The following is a 22,893-nucleotide window of genomic DNA, read 5'->3' on the forward strand; positions in this document are numbered from 1 at the left end:
CCCGCTCCAGGCGGGCGACTATCAACGGTCGAAGTCGATGTTTGTGACGACGTCAGGATTGCGCTGCTGCGCAATCTCGTCTGTGCGTTGTTCCAGTAATGGCATGAAAGCGGTGTCGGGAATCAACCAGAATTGCCCGGCTTCGATGCCCTTGAACACCAGTGCCGCAAACTCGTCGGGCGACGGTCCCGCCGCCACGTTGTTGGCGACCGCGTCGTGAAACTCTTGCTCGGCTGTGCCTAGTGTGACGCGCTCGTCTGCAGGCCGGAGGCGTTCTGAATGCCAGATTTCTGTGGCCACTTCCGCAGGACATAGCACCGAGGCGGTTATTTCGCCGGGCTCTTGCGCCAACTCCCTGTACAGACTTTCTGTCAGCACCACCACGGCATGTTTGGTGGTCTGATACTGGCTCATAAAAGTCCCTCCACCGAGCAAACCACCTATGGATGCTGTATTGATCACCCGGGCCGGCTCGCCTTGCTGTAACATGCGCGGCACAAAGTGGTGCAGCCCGTGAATTACCCCCATCACATTCACATCAATGATCCAGCGCCAGTCACGCAGCGGCCGCTCCCAGCACTTTCCATCCACCAGAACTCCCGCGTTGTTGAACAACAGGTTTACCTTGCCATGTTCTGCGTAGACCCAGTCGGCAAAGTTCGCTACAGCATCGGCATTGGCGACATCGAGTTCGTATGTGGAGAGGCTGCCCTGACCCTCCGGGGCGCTGTCTGTCACCCGCTGTAAGCCAGCCGTGTCGACATCGGCGCCGATGACGTGCATGCCCTGCTGCAGCGCGTAGCGGGCCAGCCCGGCTCCTATGCCGCTGCCCGCGCCGGTGATAACGCAGACGCGTCCTTTCCAATCTGTCATGAGCAATCTCCCGAGTAATAACAAATACACCTTAGGTCTTTTGAGACACACAGGGCATCCTACGAATGTAGGAGTCTATCACTGCTGTTTGAGCATCCCCGGAAACTCATGGTCCGAACCTCGCCGGCGTCATGAAGCCTCAGGTTTCTGCTGGCCTTCTGGCATCCCATGGATGACATTCGCATAGTACCGCGCGGTATACTTCGTGAAGGTACGCAAATGGGCCGCGAATTAGCAGATGGCTAGAAAGGGAGCGCAGGCATGAGCACTTACGACATGGTGGTCCGCGGCGGTACGGTGGTGGACGGTTCGGGTGGTGAAAGTACGCGAGCTGATATAGGCATTAAAGATGGGCTGATCGCGGCAATCGGGGTCGGTCTCGATGGTGGTAAGGAAGAGATTGACGCAAGAGGGCACCTGGTGACACCGGGTTTCGTTGATGTGCACACCCACTACGACGGGCATGTCACATGGGAGAACCGGCTCAGTCCCTCTTCCCACCATGGTGTGACCACGGTTGTCATGGGAAACTGCGGTGTTGGTTTCGCTCCCTGTAAGCCAGACGATCACGAGGCACTCATCCGTTTGATGGATGGCGTGGAAGATATCCCGTTTCCCGTTCTGGCCGAGGGTCTCCCCTGGACATGGGAGAGTTTCCCGGAGTACATGGATGTCGTTGCCTCCCGAGAGTTCGATATGGATGTGGCTGCATATCTCCCCCATGCGGCGCTGCGCGTGTATGTCATGGGTGCACGCGGCGTCAACCGCGAGCCCGCCACCGCAGCAGATCTTGCCAGGATGTGTCAGCTTCTGGGCGAAGCGCTGGATGCGGGTGCCATCGGGATTGCGACGTCTCGCACCCTGTTTCACCGTTCCAGCGATGGCAGGCCCATCCCGACCCTGGATGCCAATAGTGAGGAATTGCAGGCGCTGGCGGGTGTATTACGGGAAAAAGGCAAAGGTGTTTTCCAGATTGTGGAGGATCTTCATGAGCCTGGCAGAAATTTCAGTGAATTGGTGGCGATCGCTAGAGTGTCCGGGCGCCCCCTGACGTTTACCCTTGGCAGCGGCAACGATGGGCCTTTCCACTGGCCGGAACTCCTGGAGGAGCTGGATTGCGCCAACGCAGAGGGCGTCGTTATTAAGGGCCAGGTCCTACCTCGTGCTATAGGCGTGATGCTGGGGCATGAGCTGACCCTGAATCCGTTTTATACAACTGCGACTTACCAGGCGCTGCAAGAGCTGCCTTTGTCAGAACGTCTAATCAAGCTTCGTGAGCCCCGGGTTCGCGCGCAGATTCTCTCGGAACCGCCTGACCCTGACCCCGCGTTGGTACTTGGCCGCTCTGTCCGCAATTTTGATTATATGTTTGTACTGGGTGATCCTCCAGACTACGAGCAACCGTGGGAATTGAGCATCGCAGGACGCGCGAAAGCCAGGGGCATTAAACCCGAAGAATTAGCCTACGATCTCCTGCTTGAAGGGGAGCGGGGAAGTTGTTTTTATTTGGCGATGGGTAACTACGCAAACGGTAACCTCGATGCCGTGAGCACGATGCTTAATCATCCGCATGTTGTGCCAGGCCTGGGTGATGGTGGAGCACACGCGGCGACGATTTGTGATGGAAGCTACTCTACGTTTGCCCTGACGCACTGGGCCAGGGATCGACAGCGCGACTCGTTTTCCGTTGAAAATATCGTCAAGCGTCTAACCTCGTCCACTGCCCGCCTGATGGGGCTGACTGACAGAGGCCTGCTAGAGGTTGGCAAGAAGGCCGACATCAATGTCATAGACTTTGAGGGGCTGTCACTGCACGCCCCTGAGATCAGGTACGATTTGCCAGGCAACGGGTGTCGCCTCACCCAGCGAGCGACTGGATATGTGGCGACCCTGGTTAGTGGCGTTCCCGTTTATCGCCATGGTGAGGCCACCGGAGCATTGCCCGGACGCCTGGTACGACCCTGACCGTGTTGAGGTTGTCCCTCTGGCTTTACGTTCTGTTGAGTCAGCGACGTATGGACTGCTCCAATCGAAGCAGCTCGCATCTACAATGACCGGGAGAGGTGACCAATTATTCTGGATCTAACAAGGAAAGATGTATGACTGAGCTCTATAATTCGCAGACACCGCCCCAGTTGCAAGCGCTGTTGGACGAGCGTGAGATCACGCGAGGTTTGTCGCGTTTTGCCCGGATCCTCGACAGCAAAAGTTGGGATCAGCTTGGTGACGTGTTTGCCCAGGACCTTAGCTTTGACTACGGGTCTGATGGAGAGCAGCAAGGCATAGATGCACTGCGGGCCAACATGACGCGATTCCTGGATCACTGTGGAGGTACGCAACATCTGATAGGCAGTATTTTAGTTGATGTGCACGGCGATGAGGCGACCAGTCGCGCCTATGTGCAAGCCCGGCACCAGTCGGTGGGAGACAGCGGCGGGAAGGTGTTTGACTCTAATGGCGAGTACGTTGATCGCTGGGAGCGCCGTCCAGAAGGTTGGCGCATTGTTCGACGCGATGCCAGGTGGTCTGCTTTAACAGGAGACCCCAGCGTCATCTATTAGCGTCGTAGCACCTGATTACATAGCCCGTGAGTCGACGACAAGGGCGACGAATATGTCTGATAAATTGAGGAGATGAAAATGAGGATACTGGTAGTGGGTGGAACCGGGTTGATCGGCGGGCACTGTGCATTACATTTGGCGCAGGCTGGGCATGAAGTGACCCTGATGGCGCGCTCGGCCCCTGCGGCCCCTGTATTGGCCGCCCTGCCTTTCATTCCCACGCATTACGTTGAGGACGACGTCGGCGATGGGCGTTTGGCGGGTTTCGACTGGTTGGTGTTTGCTGCAGGCGTGGATATTCGCCAACTGCCCCAGGACGGCTCGGTGACCGAAGATGATTTTTACACGCGCTACAACACCGAGGGTATCCCGCGCTTTTTTGCGGCCGCCAGGGCGGCGGGTATTAAGCGTGCTGCCTACATCGGCACGTTCTACCCCCAGGTGGCGCCGGATAAGATCGAGACCAGCCCCTACGTGCGTTCGCGCAAGCTGGCTGACGATGCCATTCGCGCCATGAGTGATGACAGCTTTGCAGTGTGCAGCTTGAATGCGCCTTTCGTGCTGGGGCATTTGCCGGGACTGGACGTTCCCCATTTGCATTACAACTATCTCTATACGAAGGGCCTGATGGAAGGTGTGCCACTCTGGGCGCCCGAGGGCGGCACCAACCACATCACATCTCTCTCGGTGGCTGAGGCAGTGCAGGGTGCTTTGGAAAATGGTGAATCGGGCCGCGCCTATTTGGTGGGTGACGAAAACCTCACCTGGAAAGAGTACTTCGAGATGTGGTGTGAGGAAACCGGCAACTCTCAAGAGCTGGAGGTGCGTGGTGATGAACACCCGCTGATGCCTGATATCATCATGTTTGCCGGTCGCAACGCGACGGTCAGCTATACCCCGGAAGGCGTGGCAGAGCTTGGTTACCGAACTGGGCGTGTGCGATCCGCTATTGCCGAAATCGTTGCCAGCTATGAGGCATCCCAATGAATCGCGAGAATGCCCCTTCAACCCTTGCGGCAGACTATGCGAGGGCCGTTGATGATCGCCAGTTCAGCGCCATGGAGACACTTATGTGGCCCGAATTTACGCAGCAGGGGCCGGGGTTTTCAGCGGAGTCGCGGACGGTGTTTATCGCTAACCTGGCGGTTTTGCGCTCCTTCGATAGCACCTTTCATTTGCTCGGCCAGGTGGCGGGGGAGTGGCAGGGCGATCAGTATCGTGGTGAGACCTACTGCGTGGCATCGCATTTCTTCCAACGCGACGGCCGCTCACTGTGTATGGACATGGGCATCCGCTACCAGGACGTGATTGAGGTGCGCGGTGGAGAAGCGCGCTATTTGTCGCGTGACCTTAATGTGGTGTGGCAGGACGAGCGAGAGATCACTGCACCGATTCTGGGCTGAATCGCCTGTGACTAAGGAACTCGGTGGTCTTACGGGTTATTCCAGGTTCTCCACCAGATAATCTACCAGCAGACGTATTCTCGGTGATAAGTGCCGGTTTTGCGGGTAAACCGCCCAGACGCCTTCGCCTGTTTCTGCGTATTTGTCCAGCGCCGTCACCAGACTGCCATCTTCGATGTGTGACTCAACGTAGTAGTCAGGGAGTTGAACAAGTCCCAGGCCCTTCAACGCCGCGTCAATCAACCCGGAACCACTATTACAGGTTAGATTTCCACTCACGCGAAGTAGTTTCTGCCGGCCGTCTTCTTTGAATCGCCAGTGGTCAAGGGTCCCCAGTAGGCAATTGTGTGAGGCTAGTTCCGACAGTGAATGGGGGGTTCCATTTCGTTTCACGTAGGCGGGTGACGCGCAGACATAGTTCCGGCGGTTGCTCAACTTTTTTGCCATCAAAGTGGAGTCGGCTAACTTCCCCAGTCGAATCGCAATGTCGTAACCTTCCTCCACAAGGTCAAGCTGTTGGTTGGTCAAGTTTGCGTGGATTTGGACATCGGCGTGCTGCTGTAAGAAATTGTTCAGCAGCGGCAGGATTTTCCGCTCGGCGTATGTTACCGGCGCAGTCAGCTTGATTTTACCCTGGGGTCGACTCTGAAGGTTGGTCACGGCGCGTTCAGCAGCATCGAGGCCATCGAGCACGCTACGACAGTGTTGATAAAAGATGTCACCCTCTTGAGTCAGGGAAACACGGCGGGTTGTGCGATAGAACAACTTGATATTCAGCCGCTTTTCCAGGGCGCTGATCTGGCGGCTAACCTGTGGTATCGAAATAGACAGCCTTTTCGCGGCCCTGGTGAAGCTCTCCGTTTCGGCTACATGAACAAACTCACTGATGCCTTCCCATTGCATGATTGTTACCGTGAAGTAAAAGTGAATTGCATAATAGTGCAATTGTTTGTCATGTGGAAATTAATATAATGGCTACCCCACATGATGATCGGGCCTATAGTTAATGTCCTGTTCCATCAACTATCCCCTTAACAAGTGAGAATGAACATGTCTGAGCAATTTATAAAATCAAGAGCCGCCATAGCCTGGGGACCAGGCCAGCCACTATCGATAGAGGAAGTGGATGTCATGCTGCCGAAAAAGGGCGAGGTGCTGGTGAAAATCCTGGCATCAGGCGTCTGCCACACCGATGCTTTTACCTTGTCCGGCGACGATCCGGAAGGCATTTTCCCCTGCATCCTGGGCCATGAGGGTGGTGGGGTTGTCGAGCAGGTCGGTGAGGGTGTTACCAGTGTTCAAGTAGGTGACCATGTCATCCCGCTCTACACCCCCGAATGTGGTGAATGTAAATTCTGCCTGTCTGGGAAAACCAATCTGTGTCAGAAGATTCGCGAAACCCAGGGTAAGGGCTTGATGCCCGATGGTACCACCCGGTTTTACAAGGACGGTAAGCCCATTTACCACTACATGGGTTGCTCAACTTTTTCCGAGTACACGGTGTTGCCCGAAATCGCCCTGGCCAAGGTTAACCCTGCCGCACCATTGGAAGAAGTTTGTCTGCTAGGTTGCGGCGTGACCACGGGTATGGGTGCGGTGACCAAAACGGCCAAGGTTCAGGAAGGCGACACCGTGGCTGTATTCGGCCTGGGCGGTATCGGCCTGTCCGCAATCATCGGCGCCACCATGGCAAAAGCGTCACGGATTATCGCGATCGACATCAATGAGAGTAAGTTCGAGCTGGCACGCAAGCTGGGTGCGACCGACTGCGTTAACCCCAAGGATCATGATAAGGACATCCAGGATGTAATTGTCGAGATGACCGACGGCGGCGTGGACTTTTCCTTTGAATGCATTGGTAATGTCAATGTCATGCGCTCGGCGCTGGAATGCTGCCACAAGGGTTGGGGCGAATCCGTCATCATCGGCGTTGCCGGTGCAGGTCAGGAGATTTCTACACGTCCTTTCCAATTGGTAACCGGTCGAGTCTGGCGCGGCTCGGCATTTGGCGGCGTCAAGGGTCGCTCTGAACTTCCTGAGTATGTTGAGCGTTATCTGCAGGGTGAGTTCAAGCTGGACGACTTTATTACCCACACCATGGGACTGGAAGATATCAACGAATCCTTTGATCTCTTGCACAAGGGCGAAAGTATTCGAACCGTTATCCATTTTGACAAGTAATGACGACAACTCGGCCTCCTGCGGGAGGCCAATATCAGGAAACACGCAATGACTATTGAAAACGTGAGTTCAAATAAGAGCTTTGGTGGCTGGAACAAGCAGTACAACCACTATTCAGAATCGCTGAACTGTACCATGCGGTTTGCGATTTACTTGCCGCCAAACGCCTCTAATGGAGACAAAGTGCCGGTACTGTATTGGCTTTCCGGACTGACGTGTACGGATGAGAACTTCATACACAAGGCTGGTGCGCAACGCCTGGCGGCGGAGTTGGGCATAGCTATTGTCGTGCCGGACACCAGCCCGAGAGGTGAGGGTGTGGCAGATGACGACAATTACGACCTGGGGCAGGGCGCGGGCTTTTACGTTAACGCGACCCAGGAGCCATGGAGTAGTCACTACCACATGTACGATTATGTGGTTGACGAGCTTCCCCGGCTGGTCGAATCGACTTTTCCGGTCTCGGACAAACGCGCCATCAGCGGTCACTCTATGGGCGGTCACGGCGCTTTGGTTATCGCGCTGCGCAACCCGGAGCGTTATGCATCGGTATCAGCGTTCAGTCCCATTACTAATCCTATGAACTGCCCCTGGGGACAAAAGGCCTTCAACGCCTATCTCGGGAAAGACCGGGAAAGCTGGCGCGAATATGATGCGAGTGAGCTCATGCGGCGGGCCACGCAGTTTGTCCCGGCGCTGGTTGACCAGGGTGAGGGGGATGATTTTCTCGTGGAGCAGCTCAAGCCCGAGTTGTTAGCAGCGGCGGCTGAGGCCAGCGCCTATCCCCTGGAACTTCGCCTTCAGGAAGGATACGACCACAGCTACTATTTTATCGCCAGCTTTATCGACGATCACCTGCGCTTTCATGCCGCGCACTTGAACGGCTAGTTTTTGCCAGTGGGTGCACTGGGTAACGGGCGAATATGGCGTTCTATCGAATGAATGAGTGAGCGCTCATCTCAATTGACTGTCTTTGCTGCCTCGCCGGTTATAACCGGCAAAAGCCTTTCGTTCAGCATCGACAGTCTCCTGGCACGATACGCAGAGTCGTACGCCCGGAATTGCTTTTCTCCTGGCCTCGGGGATTGTCACGCCGCACTCGTCGCAGTGGGAAGCGCTTTCTCCCCGGGGCAGTTGATCGCGAGCGCGGTTGATTTCGTCCTCCAGGCTGGCATCAATCTGTTCCTGAACTGCGCCATCCTTAGCAAAACCTCCGGCCATGATGGTCCCCTCGGGCTACCGCCACTCCCCGGCTACTTTGCACCACAAGAGAGTGAAAACGTTTTGTGCTTGTATACGAGCATAATAGCATGTCTTGCCAGAGCCGCTGGTCAATTTACCAACCATTGCGCGATGCAGGCGATACCCCTGGTTTGCCATTCATGGTTACCGGGGGCAATGCATGTAAACGTACAGGCGCGACGGGTTAAAAGGATTCATTCATCAATAGTTGGCTGAGCCGTTTGAGCGCCTTGCCTTTGTTACTGATTTTCCAGGCTATATAGCGTTCCTGATCCTCGGTGGTCGGTTCCTCGGTGGTCAGTTTGACCAGTGCTCCGCTGTCCAGATGTGACTGAATCAGTTTTTGAGGCAGATGGCCTACGCCCAGGCCTGCCAGTTGCGCCTGGATCTTCTGTTCCATGGTCTGTACGTAGAGCACCTGTTTGCCGAGGGTCAAGCCTTCGCTGCGCATGACGTTATGCCTTGTCGTGTCATGCGTCACGATTCGCCGGTAGTCAGGTAACTGTGCCGCGATCGCCTGAGGATTCCTGGCAATGAGGCCAAGCGGGTGATGGGCCGCTGCCACCAGCAACATGTCCGCCGGAGGGATTGGCAGCGCGCGAAACCCCTTCTGCAGAGGCACCGGTGCCGGCGCGCCTACCAATAGATCGATGCTGTCCATTTCCAGTGCCTCCCATCCTCCACCAAGCACGCATTCACGTATATCAATTTCCAGGCTGGGTTGCTCCGCCAATAAAGCGCCCAGGGCCTGAAAAAAGGGCTCACGTACTGTGGTGGACTCCAGCCCCAGGCGTAATCGCGGTTCCCAGCCGGTAGCCAGTTCCTGCACCTGATCAGCGAGATAAGCTGTGGCGCGGAGAATTTTGCGTCCCTCGTCGAGCAGCAGCCTGCCGCTGGGCGTGAGTACCGAGCGTCGTCCCTGGCGTTGAAACAGGGTCACAGCCATCTGTTCTTCAAGCTTCTGCACCGTATAGGACAGCGCTGAAGTTGCCTTGCCTAACTCTTCAGCGGCCCTGGCAAAACTGCCGCGCCGGTCGATGGCGTCCAGTACCTGCAACGCATCAAGGGTGATGGGGGTAAGGCTCATCGAGTGTTCCTCAGTATAAAAATATTGTTCAATAAATTAGAACATATTGTAAGAAAATGCACCCTTATTCGGTCGGTCACGCATTGGTACATTGTATTCGTCAGTTCAACAAACCTATTTGTTTATATCAGGAGACGATCATGGAAAATGTAATACGACGCATCACAGCCTCTTCAGCCGGCTACGACACCCTGCCACTGCGCATTGGCGCCGGCGTGATCTTCGCCGCACACGGCGCACAAAAACTGTTCGGCTGGTTCGGCGGATACGGCCTGCAGGGCACCGGCGAGTGGATGGCATCCATCGGTCTGGAGCCCGGTGTGCTGATGGCCGCAATGGCGGGTAGCGCCGAGTTTTTCGGAGGCCTGGCACTGATTCTGGGCTTGCTGTTGCGTCCCGCCGCCGTGGTGCTGGCACTGACCATGGTGGTGGCAATCGTCACGGTGCATCTGTCAAACGGCTTGTTTATGGCCAATAACGGCTACGAATTCGGCCTGGCGTTGCTGGCGGTGAGCGTCGGCCTGGCAATTCGCGGTGCAGGCAGTGCCAGTATTGACCGGCTGCTCAGTGACAGACTGGCCGGATAAAGCATTGTTGGCTTAACCAAGGGAGAAATTCTAATGACTGTACTGAAAATTGATTCAAGCGCCCGTCTGGAGGGCGCGAACTCGCGCATCATCACAGACTATCTGGTGCGCAAGCTGGGACAGCCGGTTATCGAACGTGACCTGGTTAAAAACCCCCTGCCGCCGATGAGTCCGCAGGATATGTTGGGGGTGCACGGGACGCATGATGATCAGCGACCCAGCCTGCTACGCCATCTTGCCCTGTCCGAAGAACTGATCGCCGAGTTACAGCAGGCCGATACGCTGGTAGTGGGCGTACCCATGTACAACTTCAGTGTGCCCACCCATCTTAAACAGTGGATAGACTACGTGTGCCGCCCCGGCGTGTCATTCCGCTACACTGAAAACGGGCCGGAAGGCCTGGTCGCCGTAAAGCGGGCGTTCATTGTCACGGCGTCTGGCGGCACACAGATTGGCAATGACATGGACTTCGCCAGCCGCTATATGGAACACATCTGTCGCTTTTTGGGCGTTGACGACGTCATTCATATCGATGCCAGCGGCTCCAAGGGATCGCCAGAATTGGTGATTGCAGGTGCCCGGCAGCAAATTGATGCGGTGCTGATGCAGCGCGAGTTGGAGGTAGCATAGTTATGGGTTTATTACAGAACGGTCAGTGGGTGGATCAGTGGTATGACACGGACTCAAGTGGTGGTGAGTTCCGCCGCCAGGAAAGTCGCTTTCGCAACTGGGTGACCGCTGATGGCGAGGCCGGGCCAACCGGTGACGAGGGCTTCAAGGCAGAACCCGGGCGCTATCACTTATACGTGTCACTGGCCTGTCCCTGGGCGCACCGCACGCTTATCTTTCGTCAGCTCAAGGACCTGCAGGACTTGATTGATGTTACCGTGGTCGAGCCATTGATGTTGAGCAACGGTTGGGAATTGAAGGGGGATCAGTACGGACTGGATTATCTGTATCAGTTGTATCTAAAAGCGAACCCGGATTACGAAGGCCGCGTTACGGTACCTGTACTGTGGGATAAGCAGCGGCAGACTATCGTCAGTAATGAATCGGCCGATATTATCCGTATGTTCAACGGCGCTTTTAACGGCCTCACCGGCAACGACAGTGATTACTACCCTGAAGCATTGCGCGCGCAGATCGACGTGATTAATGAGCGTATCTACGATGGCGTCAATAACGGTGTGTACCGCGCCGGGTTTGCAACCAATCAGCAGGCCTACGAGGCAGCGTATTACAAGCTGTTTGATGCGCTGGACTGGGTTGAGCAAACCTTAACGCAGCAACGCTATCTTGCGGGCGACCGCTTGACCGAGGCGGACTGGCGTCTTTTTACCACCTTGATTCGCTTCGACGCGGTCTACTACGGGCATTTTAAAACCAACCGCCAGCGTATTGCCGACTACCCGGCGATCAGCAACTACCTGAGGGATTTGTATCAGCGCCCGGGCGTTGCCCAGACAGTGGACTTTGTCCACATCAAGCAGCACTACTACAGCAGTCACGTGACCATCAACCCAACGCAGGTGGTGCCAGTGGGTCCGGACCAGGATTTTACGCTGCCACATAACCGTGACCAGTTGGTCTGACAATACTTAGCGTGCCAGCGCAAGGGGGTTTTACGTGAACAGGAAATTGTTGCAGGTGTATCAGGCGCAGCCGTCCCATGATGGTGATGGGGTGAAGATAAATCGCATTGCCGGAGCTCAGATGCATGCGGTGTTGGACCCGTTTCTGATGATCGATGAGATCAACTCCGATTCGGCGGCGGACTATATGGGCGGTTTTCCCGAGCATCCACATCGTGGATTCGAGACCATCACCTACATGAAAGCTGGTCGCATGCGTCATCGCGACCACATGGGCAATGAGGGTGTGATAGGGCCTGGCGATGTGCAGTGGATGACCGCTGGACGGGGCGTATTGCACTCGGAAATGCCGGAGCAGGAACAGGGTCTGATGCATGGCTTTCAGTTATGGCTGAACCTGCCTGCAGTCGACAAGCTCAAGCCTGCGGCGTATCGCGATATTCGCAGTGCAGAGATCGCGTGCACTCGGGACAAACAGGAGGGCGAGGTTCGGGTTATAGCAGGCGAGGTTACGATTGAAGACCAACTGCTCAGTGGCCGACTGCCAGTCATGACTACCAGGCCACTACTCGCCGATGTATCCGTGTCAGCCGGAAAGGAAATGGTTCTGGACGTGGGTGAATACGAGCGTGTACTGGTGTTTGTTTACGCTGGAGAGAGTACGGAGCTGAACACCAGGCAGCTTGGCGTTTACGGGAGCGGCGCCGCGCTGACACTGCGGGCCGGGGAGGCCGGCTTTGAGGCGCTGGTGTTGTCCGGCGAGCCCTTGCGAGAGCCTATTGCCCAGTATGGTCCATTTGTAATGAACCACCCCGAGGAAACCGAACAGGCCATCCGTGATTATCAGCAAGGAAAGCTGTTGGTGTCTTCACCCGGTTAGTCATTCAGAGGCGCCCACAATAGATTACAATTTTGTATAGCTTGAGTAATGCCTTTGTTATCACTTGCCGCGTAGTCTGGACACTGTCAGATAAGCTGACTACGGAACAAAGCAACAGGAGATTATTGGTATGATTACTCGAATCAAGAACGTTAGCCTTTTCAGTATTGCAGCATTTACCCTCGCATTCTCAGGGCTGACAATGGCTGATCAGGATGAAGTGCGAGCGATAGCCGGGGCGAAGATTACGCTGGTTGAAGCGATTCAGCATGCACAATCCGCGCATGAGGGTACGGCCATCGAAGCCGGTATCGATGAAGACAGCTTTAAACCTGAGTTTGAGGTTACGCTTGTTCGCGATGGCGTGGTTTATGACGTACGAGTCAGCGCCGAAACGGGTGAGGTGCTCGGGGTGCGCGAGGACAAAAATTGACAGCTAACGATACTGCTGGAATCCGCCGCTGATTATGCGGCGGGTTCACGCCAAGGATACCCATGCGTTTATTGCTGCTTGAGGACGATCCCGACACTGCAGAGTATGTGTTGCAGGGTTTTCGAGAAGACGGCCATATTATAGACCACGCCTCGCGCGGTGAAGATGTGATAATGCTCGCCGCTGAAAGCGACTACGATGCCCTGATACTGGATCGAATGGTTCCCGGTTTTGATGGCTTTAGAGTGCTGTCAATGCTGCGCGCTGGGGGTGATACGACTCCCGCCATTTTTCTAACGGCTGTCAGTAATCTCAACGATCGAGTTGAAGGCCTGAAAATGGCCGACGATTACCTGGTTAAGCCCTTTGCGTTTGCGGAACTGCGCGCACGCGTTGAGGCGATCACCCGCCGACCCCAGCTACGGCAAACGCCAGATAGCCTCTCGGTTGGGGATTTGGAGATCAATCTGCTGAAAAGGACGGTTCGTCGTGCGAACCAGGAAATCGCGGTTCTGCCAACGGAGTTTCGGTTACTCGAATACCTGATGAAAAATAAAGGCAATGTCGTGACCCGCACCATGTTGCTGGAGCATGTATGGGAGTTCAACTTCGACCCCAAAACCAATATTGTGGAGACACACATCAGCCGACTGAGGGCGAAGGTCGATCGAGGTTTCGATAAAGAACTGATCAAGACGATTCGCGGCGCCGGGTACATGATTACCAATGGCGATTAGATGGCTAAAAACAGTCAATTTTCAATTCGCGGCCCTGTCGACGCTGGTCTTCACCGTATTCACGTTACTGCTGAGCGCTTTCATTTACTATACCGTCAGTGCAGGTATGGAGCGTGAGTTACGCGACCATATCATCAGTGAAACAGCCCAGCTACTGGGCGACTATTACGATAGCGGTTCGGATGAACTCCGTCACGATATCGTTGAGCGGCGAGAGCGTGCCCCCAATTCGCGACTGAAGTACACGCTGGTCAATGACCAGGGCGTTACCGTATTCGACCGCATTGAACTGCCCCCCATCGCTGGGTGGAGCTATATAAGCCGAACCAATGCCCCTGAATTATTACTGCTGACCACGCCCTTGGAAGGAGGTTTCCGGCTTGGTGTGGCCGCGAGCACGCGTGGTCTATCTGAGTTTTCTGGCGCAATTAAGCGCTCAACGGGCTTGATGATAACCGCCGTGCTGTTTTTCAGCCTTGCGGCAGGGGCGATTTTAAGCAGTAGATTTTTGAAGCAGGTCGAGCGATTACGCAATATTACCGAGCAGGTGGGTGCACAATCGTTGTCGGCCCGGATTCCGCTCCTCGGTGTCGGGGATGACTTCGAGCAACTGGCAGTAACAATCAACAAGATGTTGGAACGCATCGAGAAGCTGGTAGCAGATGTGCAGAACGTGTCAGTGAACATTGCACATGATATGCGGACACCGCTGGGCAGATTGCGTCAACAACTGGATCAACTCGAAGGTCTGGAATTGCCGCAAGAAGCAAATGAGCTTCTGCAGCGGGCGATTTGCACACTGGAAGAAACGATGGGCACCTTTGCCGCGCTGATGCGAATTGCCGAAATGGAATCTGGTTCCACAGGCATAGAGAGAGAGCCCGTGGATCTTTCCACTCTGATCGCCAACCTGCATGAGACCTACAGCGCTATCGCCGAGGACAATGGACAGCAGCTGAGCTGTAACGCCACCAGTGGCCTTGTTGTTCAGGGTGACAAAGCGCTTATAACTCAAATGTTGGCGAATCTGATCGAAAACGCGATAACCCATAATTGCGCAGGTGTCGCTATTTCTATCTCAGCAATGGGACAAGCCGAAGGTGTTGAGGTTGTGGTTGCTGACGACGGGCTTGGCATTTCTGAGGCGCTGCGTAGCGAAGTGTTGAAGCCGTTCTTCCAGGTGGATCGCAGCCGGCAGAGTCGCGGAAGCGGCCTCGGGCTGAGTCTTGCCGCGCGAATTGCAGAGCGCCACGGGGCGGCTATGGAATTAGCCGACAACGCTCCGGGGTTGGCGGTCAGGATTTTATTCAAAAGAACATAAATCCAGGCCCTGTCGCACACCTGGCTTACTACGGGGGGCTGCCCGGGCAATGCGAGGTGTTTTCTGAGGCGCTCAAGCAAGCTTACAGTTCTGTATAGTTCCAGAAATACGCGCGTAACCTCGCCTCTGTATCATCGTAAATTATCACTATTTACGAGGTATATGAGGTGAACATGTCTAACAAAGGATTCTTCAGGTTGATAGGTGCCGCCGTGCTTTGCATAGGTCTTGCCGCCTGCGGCAGCAGCGGAAATAGCAGCGGCGGAAGTGGCGGCAACCCGGACCCGGTGGTGCCGGTTCCTTCTCCCAGCACCGTTGTAGGAGAGGGCATCGTCAGGCAATACTCGGGTTCTGGCGCTACGCTGACTGTGGGCACAAAACAGTTTGACGTATCTGACGCCGACCTGCGGGTCACAATAGACGACGAACCTGCCGGACTGTCTGACCTACGGGTGGGCCAGCGAATTCGCTATCAGGGCACCAGTAGCGACAATGGAACCACGCTGGCGCTTACTGCAATTCATATCGATAACCTCGTAGAGGGGCCCATAGAGGCCAATTCTATCGATCTCGACGCTGGCACAATGCAGGTACTGGGACAGGTCGTACAGGTGGACAAGCTGACGGTGTTTGCCAGCAATATTGTGCCAAATGAACTGGCCGGGTTAACAGAAGGTGATTTCATTGAGGTTTCCGGGCAGCGCAATGCTTCCGGGAATGTTACCGCCGGCAGGATTGAGCTGGACAATGCCAGCGACGACTTTGAGGTGCGCGGAGCAATTGGTGATGTGGATGACGTGAATAAGACATTCAACATTGGAACACTTACAGTGGACTACGCCAACGCCACATTGGAGATTTTCAGCGCTGCTCCCGCGGCTGGCGACTGGGTTGAGGTTGAAGGCAGTGTGTATTCTGCCGGTGTACTCATGGCGGAACAGGTCGAGTTGGAATCGAACCGGAGCTTTGAAAGCGTTGAAGGTGACCTGGCTATTGTGGAAGGAGAAATCACCTCCATCACATCAAACACAGAGTTTAGCGTTGCCTCGCGCATAGTGCGTACTGACGCAGCTACTGAATATGAAGAGGGCATGGCCAGCGATGTCGTAGTGGGTGCTTATGTAGAAGTGGAGGGCCGGCTGGATGCAGAAAGCGTACTGGTGGCAACTGAGGTTGAGTTCCTGACCGACCAGGTGACCGCAGCCTACTCGTTAACCGGTGCAGTAGAATCCGTAGACCCGGCAGCGCGGTCTCTAGTAATAATGGGGGTCACAGTGATGGTCACTCCTACAACGCGAATGGAAGGCGCTAATAACGCCCCACTTGATTTCGCTGATATCGCTACCGGTCAAATGATCGAGGTAGAGGGCTTCTCTTCAGTCGATGCGGAGGGCGCGCTGGTGGCAGCAAAGGTGGAGATCACCACTGATACTGATTACGAAGTCACCGGCCCTGCCACAGCTATCAGTAACCCAATGCTTCGAATACTTGAAGTCGCAGCAACAACCGATGTCACAACCGATTTCGAAGGGCCGGGTGTATCGGACCAGGTAACGTTCTTTCTGTCAGTAGGTGAGGGCGATATTGTAGAAGCGGAAGGAGAATGGAACGGTAGCACGCTTATTGTTCGAGAGATTGAATTGAAGGGCGGTAGCAACTAGGTTGCACTTGGCGCCTCGGTTGGTCTGGTGCTCGCCCTCCAGCGGTTTTGAGAAATATATTATGTTTTCCTAATGTTAACCTCTACACTCAGGGGGTGGGTTCTTCTTTATATGCATAAGTCAGCGTCTCAGGAGAACTGATCTTGCGGCGCCTCACGGCATGACGTCACCGCTATTGGGGCCGAGAGTCTGGCCAACGAAGAGGTTTCCGCCCGGGTCACTCGCCAGCAGGAGTGCAGTGGGCGCGACTTCTTCCACCAGGCCAAATCTACCCAGAGGCAATTCCAGCATTTTTGCCTGCTTCCATTCATCCGTGACACCGGCCACCATGTCTGTCTCGATCGGGCCGGGTGCGATGGCATTGACCAGAACATTGTGTTTGGCCACCTCAAGGGCGAGCGATTTGGTAAATCCGATCACACCTGCCTTTGCCGCAACGTAGTGCGACATCGACGGCGCGCCTTTGATGCCCAATTGAGAGGCGACGTTGATGATTCGCCCCCAGCGCTGCTCAATCATTCCCGCCACGACGTGACGGCAGGCGTAGAACACGCCGTTTAAATCCACAGCCAGTGTCTGGTTCCACATATCAGGCGACATGTCGACTACAGCAGCTTCGCTCAGTACTCCAGCACTGTTGACCAGAATATCTATTCGGCCACGGAGCAACTCGCGCGCTTCAGCGACGCCGGCTGCAACTGCATTGTCGTCGCTAACATCAAACGAGACGCTACGGTGATGGCCCTCCGCGGGTCGTCGCCCTGCAACCACAACGTTAGCGCCCGCTTCAGTGAACTGGTCCGCTATGGCTGCACCTATCCCGCGCGTGCCGCCAGTGATAAGAGCCGTACGTCCATCTATTCGAAACATGGCAGTTCCCCTTCGTTTAGTTCAATGTCGGCTTTCGCGCTGTGAGTTGCTTCAGGGGCCTGCTCTCGACAGCATAGGAGCCGACCCCTGGTTATCATGATCACATACAAAGCTTGAATTATCGACTCAGGTTCCGGGAGGCAGTAGCGGCTATGCGTCACCTTCTAGAGAATTGGACCGACTGTCGCAACCACATTGTTCCAGATTCGGCGCTGATAGGTCCATGCATTGACATCGTCCAGCGTCACCGGGTCAGATTGGGCAATGTACTCTTCTTGTCGAGCATAGATCAGCTGGGTCATCTCGTCATCGCGCAACAAAATATCGCTCTCATAGTTCAAGTCGAAACTGCGAAGATCAAGGTTGGTTGAGCCGATGAGCGACAACTTGCGATCGATTGTAAAGGTCTTGGAGTGAAGCAAGCCTTCACGGTATTCAAATAGGTTAACGCCGTGTTCCAGCAATTGGCGGTAATAGCCGTGACTGGCCGCGGCCACAATCCAGGAGTCGTTGTGTTTGGGAAAGATCATCGTTACGTCAATGGACCGAATAGCAGCGGCGCAAATCGCGTCAAGGACTGTTGAGTTCGGAACGAAGTAGGGCGTAGTGATGACCACTTCTTTCCTGGCCAGCGCCAAGAGTGTGGCAAACAATTGAGGCGTTGTTCCACGACGATCGGTGGGGCCGTCGGCGAAGACTTGAGCTGGAAAACCCCCTTTCAATGCCGTCGCCTGATTGTCGTGGAACTCGGGGGCAGCCTCGCCGGAGTTGAGCAACCAGTCAGATATGAATAGCAGTTGATTCTGGGCGACGACGGGTCCCTGCAGTCGCAACATGATGTCAACCCATGGCGCGTACTTCGCCTTCACCAGAAACTCGGGGTCCGCGCAGTTCTGGCTTCCGCACCATGTGATATGGCTGTCGATCACGGTAATTTTTCGGTGGTTACGTAGGTCCAGTCGGCTAAAGAGTATTGTATCTACAACCCACTTTATTGGCAGGGCGACAGAGAGCTTGACGCCCGCATCTCGCATCTCGCGCCAGTACTTTGTACGAACAAATTTCCGGGAACCCAGTCCGTCAGCCATCGCGTGAACGGTAACACCACGCCTGGCCGCTCGTGTCAGAGCTTCTGCAACGCTTTTTCCCGTATTGTCTGCCAACCAGATGTAGTATAGGCACTGCACACTCTCTGTTGCAGAGTCGATGTCCTCGATGAGTCGCGATCGTGCAGTCGTAGCGTCGGGTAACAACTCGGCTGTATTTCCCAGTGTCGTCCCAAAACCATCAACTGATGCAGCCCGAAAAGCAGTCTGATACTCAGTCTCGACATTACCGTCGAGGTTTTGATCACAACTGCCCAGTGAGTTCGATGCCACAAGGTGTAGTTTCGCGAAGATTTCGTCGTGCCGCTGGTGGACAGTTCGCCCGATACTGATCTCCCCAAACAGCAGGTAAAGACCAGCGCCCACGTATGGGGCAAACAACATGACCAAAAACCAGGCAAGCCTGGCGGCCGAGGAGAGGTCATCACGCAGCAGGACCCGGGTCGAAAAAACGACCACGACCAGCGCGTGAGCGGCTGCTAGCCCCTGAATCAGCAAGACGAGCCAAGCTGGTTGATTGGTGATGCCTCCATATTTGCTTTCTGCTACTGGTCAAGTCCGCCCGCTTTGCCGCTGTCTGCCAGTTGGGCAGACAGGGTGACTATGCAAGTGTGCAGCCGAACTACCAGTTTTCCCCCAACAATTCGAAGTGCGCCTGGGGATGCAAGCACGCAGGGCATAGTTCAGGGGCGTCCTCTGCTTCATGAAGATATCCGCAGTTTCTACAGCGCCATACAACCTTTCCGTTACGCTTGAAGACTTTTCCAGACTCGAGGTTGTCAGCAAGATCCTTAAATCGCTTCTCATGCTGCTTTTCTGCGATTGAAATGGCGTCAAAGACAGCGGCTATCTGCTTAAACCCTTCTTCCCTGGCGACCTTCGCAAAGGTTGGGTACATTTCAGTCCACTCGTATTCTTCACCTGCAGCGGCCGCACGCAAATTTTCCAACGTTGTTCCGATGGTGCCCGCTGGAAATGTTTCCGTTATCTCAACATCCCCACCATCCAGAAAACTAAAGAACCGTTTTGCATGTTCCCTTTCCTGGTTTGCCGTCTCTTCAAATATGTCTGCTATTTGCACCAGACCCTCTTTTTTTGCGGCTCCGGCAAAATAGGTATAGCGGTTTCTTGCCTGCGATTCGCCTGCGAACGCGACGAGCAAGTTCTTTTCGGTTTGTGTACCTTTGACACTTTTGCCCATTGGAATTCTCCTATAGAACGTACTTTACGATAACAGTTTAGTGGATGGAGGGCTGGCTATGCAAAAGTCCAGCATGGCGAGGATAATTGCGTATCTTCCAAAGCATTAACAGGTATGGCGCCGGCCCCCCAACGCCGCAACCGTAGAAGTTGGAGGTGCGTTTCTGGGTCAAGGGCCCTGCAAGATCAGGGTATTCACTACTGCCAGCACAGGTTTCACTCCTGCAGGCGGCAGTTCTTCATGCTGTCTTCGACCATGTCATTAGCCAGCGTCGCGTTACTGCCCTTGACCCACCAAACGTATTGGCCCGATACATAGCGCGCGCCTGATCCTGATATGACGTTCACGAAGGCTCGCTCTTCACCCTCGATAGTAAGGAAAGCGAGTGAATTCACACCCGAGTTGACATACTGAACGGATAAAGGCTCGCCTTCTTCGCACAGGTAACTCGCTGAGTTTACTTTGTCCGTGCTGCCGGTTTTTAGCGGGAATGAGATCGTGATCCCGGCCGATGCCGCTCCAGCGCAGGCGCAGAGGGTAAGCGCGATGATTCCCGGAATGCGGTTTCGCATTGTGTATCCTTCCAATGTGAAAATGGCAGTATATGCGTGCAACTTGCCGATAGCCAATCTGACCTGGAAAGGTGGTCTGCTCTCGCCCGGGCCTGGGCCTGGGCCTGGGCCTGAGGCTGGTCCCGGACCGAGGAAGGTCATTATAATGGCAGCACGCAATTGAAGAGGGCGGGCTGTTGCGCAATGTGGTCGGCTGGACTGTCGTCTACATTCTCATTCCTTGAGTATTAATACGCATGGTTCACACTCTTTGGCCGTCGCCGGCCGCCACAGAATGCAAGAGCAGCCCTGGCACCAGTAACGTTAGTACGAGGTTGAACACGCCGTGAGCACACTTACCGACTATGCACGCTCGCATGCTGTCTTGGTTGATGACGATGAACTGGCGCAGGTCTGTCGCGACTTGCCGGACTCAGCCTGTCGAGAGCAGCCGCGCAACTACGGTTTGCATGTAGTATCTCTGAGCCTGACCAAAGTGGGCGAGGGCCTGGCCGATACCAAGCTGGTGCTGGCCTGGTTGCTTGACGCTATTGGTGCTCCCACCTGGGCGATGGGCCTGCTGGTGCCCGTGCGTGAAGCGCTGGCGATGCTGCCACAGCTGCTGATCTCAGCGCGTATCCGACGGCTGGTTATTCGCAAAACCGTCTACGTTGTTGGCTGTGTTGTGCAAGGCTTGGCAATTGTCGGTACCGGTGTGGTTGCACTAACTCTCTCTGGGACCGTGGCCGGAAGCCTCGCGGTTGGACTCATAGCGGTGTTCGCTCTTGGCCGCAGCCTGTGCTCGATCAGTCACAAGGATGTGCTTGCCAAAACCGTGGACAAAGGCAGGCGTGGTTCAGTTAGCGGGTTTGCAGGAAGCATCGCGGCCGCCGCTACGCTGCTGCTGGCGCTAGGCTATTCTACCGGTTGGATCCCGCTCAGCGTACCGGTGGTTGCCACCGCTGTGATCCTCGGCGGCCTGCTGTGGCTTGCCGCCGCCATGGTGTTTCACTCCATCCGTGAATATCCGGGCGCGACCGCAGGAGGTATGGATGGTTTTGCCGCTGTCATTTCACAGCTTGGCTTGTTGCAACGCGATGTACGTCTGCAGCGCTTGATTGTGGCCCGCGCCTTGCTGTTGTCCACAGCGCTTGCGCCGCCATTTTATATTGCGCTTAGCGGCGACCACGAATCTGGCGGGCTGGGTACGCTGGGACTCTTCATGCTGGCGTCGTCGGCGGCGAGTCTGGCGAGCTCCTATGTATGGGGGCGACTAGCCGATCAATCCAGTCGTCGTGTACTGATGGTGGCGGCAGCGCTGGCGACAATGGCCAATGGCGCCGCTGCTTGTGCCGCGCTGTTGATGCCCGAGCAATTGAAGTCGGCGTTCATACTGCCGGTACTGCTTTTTGTGCTGACCATCGCTCACCAGGGGGTAAGGCTTGGCCGCTCGGTCCACGTAGTCGATATGGCTGATCTCGATAGCCGCGCCACCTATACTGCGCTTAGTAACTCAGTGATTGGACTGATTCTTCTGGCGGGTGGGGTTTTCGGCGTCATTGCTCAGTGGTTGGGTATTGGCGTAGTGCTGGCGTTGTTCGCATTGATGGCCGCGCTGGCTGTACTGGCGGCATCGCGGCTGGACGAGGTTCAGGCGCGAGACTACAGTGCAGATTTCAGCGGCGATAGTACAGCTCACGGCGCAAAAGGGGACGGGGCATGATCGGGGATCGCTTGCTATCAAGGCCGTGCTGATCACCTGGAACATCCTTGTCTCGTGCGGAAAAGGGCACTTCTGAGAGAGTTTCCGCTCAGCAGGAAAAGGCCTGTGTTTATCGTTCCAGCCTTCAATTCCTTATGTATACTATGCCCCTCGGCGACCATCTGGTCGCCCTAAAGACTGGCCGTGTTGGAACGGTTCAGACTAACTGATTAGCGAGAAAATCTGATGGATAAGCAGCCAAGAATAGTTTTAACCTCTCAGGACCTGGATCGACTGGAGGCGCTTCTCGATACGCTTCCGACGACCACTTTCCCGGGTAAGAACGAGCTGCGGATGGAGCTTGATCGCGCCGAGGTTGTTGAGTCCCGGGAGATCCCGCCCGATGTGGTAACCATGAACAGTAAAGTGCGTTTTGCTCTTGAATCAGGTGAAGAATTTTGCCTGACGCTGGTATACCCGAAGGACATAGATGGCAGTCCCGAACGGATCTCGATACTGGCCCCGGTCGGTAGCGCTCTGTTGGGCCTGTCTGCCGGTGAGCACATCGAGTGGCCAAAGCCCGGCGGTGGCACGATAAACGTTCGTCTGGAAGAGGTGATCTATCAACCGGAACGCGCTGGCGAATTTCATCGCTAAGGGAAATTACTCGCCTAATTCTTTGGGCCTATAGCCTGCCATTACCCGCTGCTATCGCAGCGGGTATTTCTGTCATTCGTGGCTTTCCTTAAGCGACGTTTTCATCTACGACAGGTGATAGTAAACACGCGAGACCCCGTCGTGCGATGGTGCGATGGTGCGATAAAGTATATCTGTGTGCTTATCAGGTGTTATCGCGCCCCCTGTGCGAATGCGACCACACCAGCAGAACCTGGCCAAACAATCGG

24 protein-coding genes are annotated in these 22,893 nt (G+C 55.2%); 16 read left to right on the plus strand and 8 right to left on the minus strand.

Going from position 1 to position 22,893, the window contains the following annotated elements:
• Positions 1-21: 21 nt before the first annotated feature.
• A complete protein-coding gene (locus tag C0039_RS06100; RefSeq protein WP_076001840.1) occupies positions 22-873 on the minus strand; it encodes an SDR family NAD(P)-dependent oxidoreductase in 852 nt (283 codons plus the stop codon).
• A 261-nt stretch (positions 874-1,134) separates the two neighbouring features.
• Between C0039_RS06100 and C0039_RS06105 the strand changes: the two genes are divergently transcribed.
• From C0039_RS06105 to C0039_RS06120, 4 genes are all read left to right on the plus strand, one after another.
• Positions 1,135-2,838 carry an N-acyl-D-amino-acid deacylase family protein gene (locus C0039_RS06105; protein ID WP_076001839.1) on the plus strand — a complete coding sequence of 568 codons (1,704 nt, stop codon included), beginning with the start codon at positions 1,135-1,137 and terminating at the stop codon, positions 2,836-2,838.
• 134 nt (positions 2,839-2,972) lie between these two features.
• Entirely contained in the window at positions 2,973-3,434 is a 462-nt protein-coding gene (locus C0039_RS06110; RefSeq protein WP_084179935.1) for a nuclear transport factor 2 family protein, read from the plus strand.
• A 78-nt stretch (positions 3,435-3,512) separates the two neighbouring features.
• Positions 3,513-4,421 carry an NAD-dependent epimerase/dehydratase family protein gene (locus C0039_RS06115; protein WP_076001838.1) on the plus strand — a complete coding sequence of 303 codons (909 nt, stop codon included), beginning with the start codon at positions 3,513-3,515 and terminating at the stop codon, positions 4,419-4,421.
• The gene (locus C0039_RS06120) at positions 4,418-4,837 is read left to right on the plus strand and encodes a nuclear transport factor 2 family protein (RefSeq protein ID WP_076001837.1); all 420 of its coding nucleotides are present in this window, start codon (positions 4,418-4,420) and stop codon (positions 4,835-4,837) included. Before C0039_RS06115 ends, C0039_RS06120 begins: the two co-directional genes overlap by 4 nt.
• Before the next feature lie 36 nt (positions 4,838-4,873).
• Here the strand turns inward: C0039_RS06120 and C0039_RS06125 are convergent, their stop codons facing one another.
• Positions 4,874-5,740 (minus strand): LysR family transcriptional regulator, encoded by an 867-nt coding sequence (locus C0039_RS06125; protein WP_076001836.1) that lies wholly within the window; start codon positions 5,738-5,740, stop codon positions 4,874-4,876.
• A 147-nt stretch (positions 5,741-5,887) separates the two neighbouring features.
• Here C0039_RS06125 and C0039_RS06130 point away from each other — a divergent pair, with 147 nt between their 5' ends.
• Positions 5,888-7,018 carry an S-(hydroxymethyl)glutathione dehydrogenase/class III alcohol dehydrogenase gene (locus tag C0039_RS06130; RefSeq protein WP_076001835.1) on the plus strand — a complete coding sequence of 377 codons (1,131 nt, stop codon included), beginning with the start codon at positions 5,888-5,890 and terminating at the stop codon, positions 7,016-7,018.
• Between the two features lie 48 nt (positions 7,019-7,066).
• Positions 7,067-7,906 carry an S-formylglutathione hydrolase gene (fghA, locus tag C0039_RS06135; RefSeq protein WP_101517582.1) on the plus strand — a complete coding sequence of 280 codons (840 nt, stop codon included), beginning with the start codon at positions 7,067-7,069 and terminating at the stop codon, positions 7,904-7,906.
• Positions 7,907-7,972: 66 nt separating this feature from the next.
• Here fghA and C0039_RS06140 read toward each other — a convergent pair whose 3' ends face one another.
• Both C0039_RS06140 and C0039_RS06145 read right to left on the minus strand, forming a co-directional pair.
• On the minus strand, positions 7,973-8,239 hold the full coding sequence (locus C0039_RS06140; RefSeq protein ID WP_076001833.1) for a DksA/TraR family C4-type zinc finger protein: 267 nt from the start codon (positions 8,237-8,239) through the stop codon (positions 7,973-7,975).
• A 205-nt stretch (positions 8,240-8,444) separates the two neighbouring features.
• Positions 8,445-9,347 carry a LysR substrate-binding domain-containing protein gene (locus tag C0039_RS06145; RefSeq protein WP_101517583.1) on the minus strand — a complete coding sequence of 301 codons (903 nt, stop codon included), beginning with the start codon at positions 9,345-9,347 and terminating at the stop codon, positions 8,445-8,447.
• Between the two features lie 140 nt (positions 9,348-9,487).
• Between C0039_RS06145 and C0039_RS06150 the strand changes: the two genes are divergently transcribed.
• From C0039_RS06150 to C0039_RS06185, 8 genes are all read left to right on the plus strand, one after another.
• Positions 9,488-9,934: a DoxX family protein gene (locus C0039_RS06150; RefSeq protein ID WP_101517584.1), complete on the plus strand. Its 447-nt coding sequence runs from the start codon at positions 9,488-9,490 to the stop codon at positions 9,932-9,934.
• Between the two features lie 33 nt (positions 9,935-9,967).
• Positions 9,968-10,564, plus strand: a complete 597-nt coding sequence (locus C0039_RS06155) for an FMN-dependent NADH-azoreductase (RefSeq protein ID WP_101517585.1) — start codon at positions 9,968-9,970, stop codon at positions 10,562-10,564.
• A 2-nt stretch (positions 10,565-10,566) separates the two neighbouring features.
• Positions 10,567-11,526, plus strand: a complete 960-nt coding sequence (locus tag C0039_RS06160; RefSeq protein ID WP_101517586.1) for a glutathione S-transferase family protein — start codon at positions 10,567-10,569, stop codon at positions 11,524-11,526.
• Positions 11,527-11,560: 34 nt separating this feature from the next.
• A complete protein-coding gene (locus tag C0039_RS06165) occupies positions 11,561-12,406 on the plus strand; it encodes a pirin family protein (RefSeq protein ID WP_243391565.1) in 846 nt (281 codons plus the stop codon).
• A 130-nt stretch (positions 12,407-12,536) separates the two neighbouring features.
• A complete protein-coding gene (locus C0039_RS06170; protein WP_101517587.1) occupies positions 12,537-12,839 on the plus strand; it encodes a PepSY domain-containing protein in 303 nt (100 codons plus the stop codon).
• A 62-nt stretch (positions 12,840-12,901) separates the two neighbouring features.
• A complete protein-coding gene (locus C0039_RS06175; RefSeq protein ID WP_101517588.1) occupies positions 12,902-13,576 on the plus strand; it encodes a winged helix-turn-helix domain-containing protein in 675 nt (224 codons plus the stop codon).
• Complete coding sequence (locus C0039_RS06180) at positions 13,566-14,897, plus strand: sensor histidine kinase (RefSeq protein WP_101517589.1); 1,332 nt, start codon at positions 13,566-13,568, stop codon at positions 14,895-14,897. The genes C0039_RS06175 and C0039_RS06180 overlap by 11 nt, the downstream gene beginning before the upstream one ends.
• Before the next feature lie 173 nt (positions 14,898-15,070).
• Positions 15,071-16,558: a DUF5666 domain-containing protein gene (locus tag C0039_RS06185; protein WP_133125953.1), complete on the plus strand. Its 1,488-nt coding sequence runs from the start codon at positions 15,071-15,073 to the stop codon at positions 16,556-16,558.
• A 153-nt stretch (positions 16,559-16,711) separates the two neighbouring features.
• On the opposite strand, the gene C0039_RS06190 is transcribed toward C0039_RS06185, so the two are convergent.
• From C0039_RS06190 to C0039_RS06205, 4 genes are all read right to left on the minus strand, one after another.
• Positions 16,712-17,428, minus strand: a complete 717-nt coding sequence (locus C0039_RS06190; RefSeq protein WP_101517591.1) for an SDR family NAD(P)-dependent oxidoreductase — start codon at positions 17,426-17,428, stop codon at positions 16,712-16,714.
• Between the two features lie 164 nt (positions 17,429-17,592).
• Positions 17,593-19,032, minus strand: coding sequence for a cardiolipin synthase (cls, locus tag C0039_RS06195; protein ID WP_101517592.1), 1,440 nt, complete (start codon positions 19,030-19,032; stop codon positions 17,593-17,595).
• Positions 19,033-19,156: 124 nt separating this feature from the next.
• Positions 19,157-19,735: a rubrerythrin gene (gene rbr, locus C0039_RS06200; RefSeq protein ID WP_101517593.1), complete on the minus strand. Its 579-nt coding sequence runs from the start codon at positions 19,733-19,735 to the stop codon at positions 19,157-19,159.
• Between the two features lie 215 nt (positions 19,736-19,950).
• Positions 19,951-20,307 (minus strand): MliC family protein, encoded by a 357-nt coding sequence (locus C0039_RS06205; RefSeq protein WP_165787050.1) that lies wholly within the window; start codon positions 20,305-20,307, stop codon positions 19,951-19,953.
• Positions 20,308-20,632: 325 nt separating this feature from the next.
• On the opposite strand from C0039_RS06205, the gene C0039_RS06210 reads away from it, so the two are divergent.
• Both C0039_RS06210 and rnk read left to right on the plus strand, forming a co-directional pair.
• Positions 20,633-22,009 carry an MFS transporter gene (locus C0039_RS06210; RefSeq protein WP_207796383.1) on the plus strand — a complete coding sequence of 459 codons (1,377 nt, stop codon included), beginning with the start codon at positions 20,633-20,635 and terminating at the stop codon, positions 22,007-22,009.
• 225 nt (positions 22,010-22,234) lie between these two features.
• The gene (rnk, locus tag C0039_RS06215) at positions 22,235-22,645 is read left to right on the plus strand and encodes a nucleoside diphosphate kinase regulator (protein ID WP_076001820.1); all 411 of its coding nucleotides are present in this window, start codon (positions 22,235-22,237) and stop codon (positions 22,643-22,645) included.
• Positions 22,646-22,893 lie beyond the last annotated feature (248 nt).

Origin of the sequence: Pseudohalioglobus lutimaris, from assembly GCF_002866825.1 — a bacterium.
Taxonomy (GTDB): Bacteria; Pseudomonadota; Gammaproteobacteria; order Pseudomonadales; family Halieaceae; genus Halioglobus; species Halioglobus lutimaris.

What these genes read in the sequence shown, in the direction of transcription:
- C0039_RS06110 (WP_084179935.1), top strand. Translation starts at nt 2,973, where the DNA reads ATGACTGAGCTCTATAATTCGCAGACACCGCCCCAGTTGCAAGCGCTG.
- C0039_RS06175 (WP_101517588.1), top strand. Translation starts at nt 12,902, where the DNA reads ATGCGTTTATTGCTGCTTGAGGACGATCCCGACACTGCAGAGTATGTG.
- C0039_RS06105 (WP_076001839.1), top strand. Translation starts at nt 1,135, where the DNA reads ATGAGCACTTACGACATGGTGGTCCGCGGCGGTACGGTGGTGGACGGT.
- C0039_RS06140 (WP_076001833.1), bottom strand. Translation starts at nt 8,239, where the DNA reads ATGGCCGGAGGTTTTGCTAAGGATGGCGCAGTTCAGGAACAGATTGAT.
- C0039_RS06180 (WP_101517589.1), top strand. Translation starts at nt 13,566, where the DNA reads ATGGCGATTAGATGGCTAAAAACAGTCAATTTTCAATTCGCGGCCCTG.
- rnk (WP_076001820.1), top strand. Translation starts at nt 22,235, where the DNA reads ATGGATAAGCAGCCAAGAATAGTTTTAACCTCTCAGGACCTGGATCGA.
- C0039_RS06125 (WP_076001836.1), bottom strand. Translation starts at nt 5,740, where the DNA reads ATGCAATGGGAAGGCATCAGTGAGTTTGTTCATGTAGCCGAAACGGAG.
- C0039_RS06130 (WP_076001835.1), top strand. Translation starts at nt 5,888, where the DNA reads ATGTCTGAGCAATTTATAAAATCAAGAGCCGCCATAGCCTGGGGACCA.
- C0039_RS06145 (WP_101517583.1), bottom strand. Translation starts at nt 9,347, where the DNA reads ATGAGCCTTACCCCCATCACCCTTGATGCGTTGCAGGTACTGGACGCC.
- C0039_RS06115 (WP_076001838.1), top strand. Translation starts at nt 3,513, where the DNA reads ATGAGGATACTGGTAGTGGGTGGAACCGGGTTGATCGGCGGGCACTGT.
- C0039_RS06170 (WP_101517587.1), top strand. Translation starts at nt 12,537, where the DNA reads ATGATTACTCGAATCAAGAACGTTAGCCTTTTCAGTATTGCAGCATTT.
- C0039_RS06150 (WP_101517584.1), top strand. Translation starts at nt 9,488, where the DNA reads ATGGAAAATGTAATACGACGCATCACAGCCTCTTCAGCCGGCTACGAC.
- rbr (WP_101517593.1), bottom strand. Translation starts at nt 19,735, where the DNA reads ATGGGCAAAAGTGTCAAAGGTACACAAACCGAAAAGAACTTGCTCGTC.
- C0039_RS06155 (WP_101517585.1), top strand. Translation starts at nt 9,968, where the DNA reads ATGACTGTACTGAAAATTGATTCAAGCGCCCGTCTGGAGGGCGCGAAC.
- C0039_RS06205 (WP_165787050.1), bottom strand. Translation starts at nt 20,307, where the DNA reads ATGCGAAACCGCATTCCGGGAATCATCGCGCTTACCCTCTGCGCCTGC.
- C0039_RS06120 (WP_076001837.1), top strand. Translation starts at nt 4,418, where the DNA reads ATGAATCGCGAGAATGCCCCTTCAACCCTTGCGGCAGACTATGCGAGG.
- C0039_RS06190 (WP_101517591.1), bottom strand. Translation starts at nt 17,428, where the DNA reads ATGTTTCGAATAGATGGACGTACGGCTCTTATCACTGGCGGCACGCGC.
- C0039_RS06100 (WP_076001840.1), bottom strand. Translation starts at nt 873, where the DNA reads ATGACAGATTGGAAAGGACGCGTCTGCGTTATCACCGGCGCGGGCAGC.
- C0039_RS06160 (WP_101517586.1), top strand. Translation starts at nt 10,567, where the DNA reads ATGGGTTTATTACAGAACGGTCAGTGGGTGGATCAGTGGTATGACACG.
- C0039_RS06185 (WP_133125953.1), top strand. Translation starts at nt 15,071, where the DNA reads ATGTCTAACAAAGGATTCTTCAGGTTGATAGGTGCCGCCGTGCTTTGC.
- fghA (WP_101517582.1), top strand. Translation starts at nt 7,067, where the DNA reads ATGACTATTGAAAACGTGAGTTCAAATAAGAGCTTTGGTGGCTGGAAC.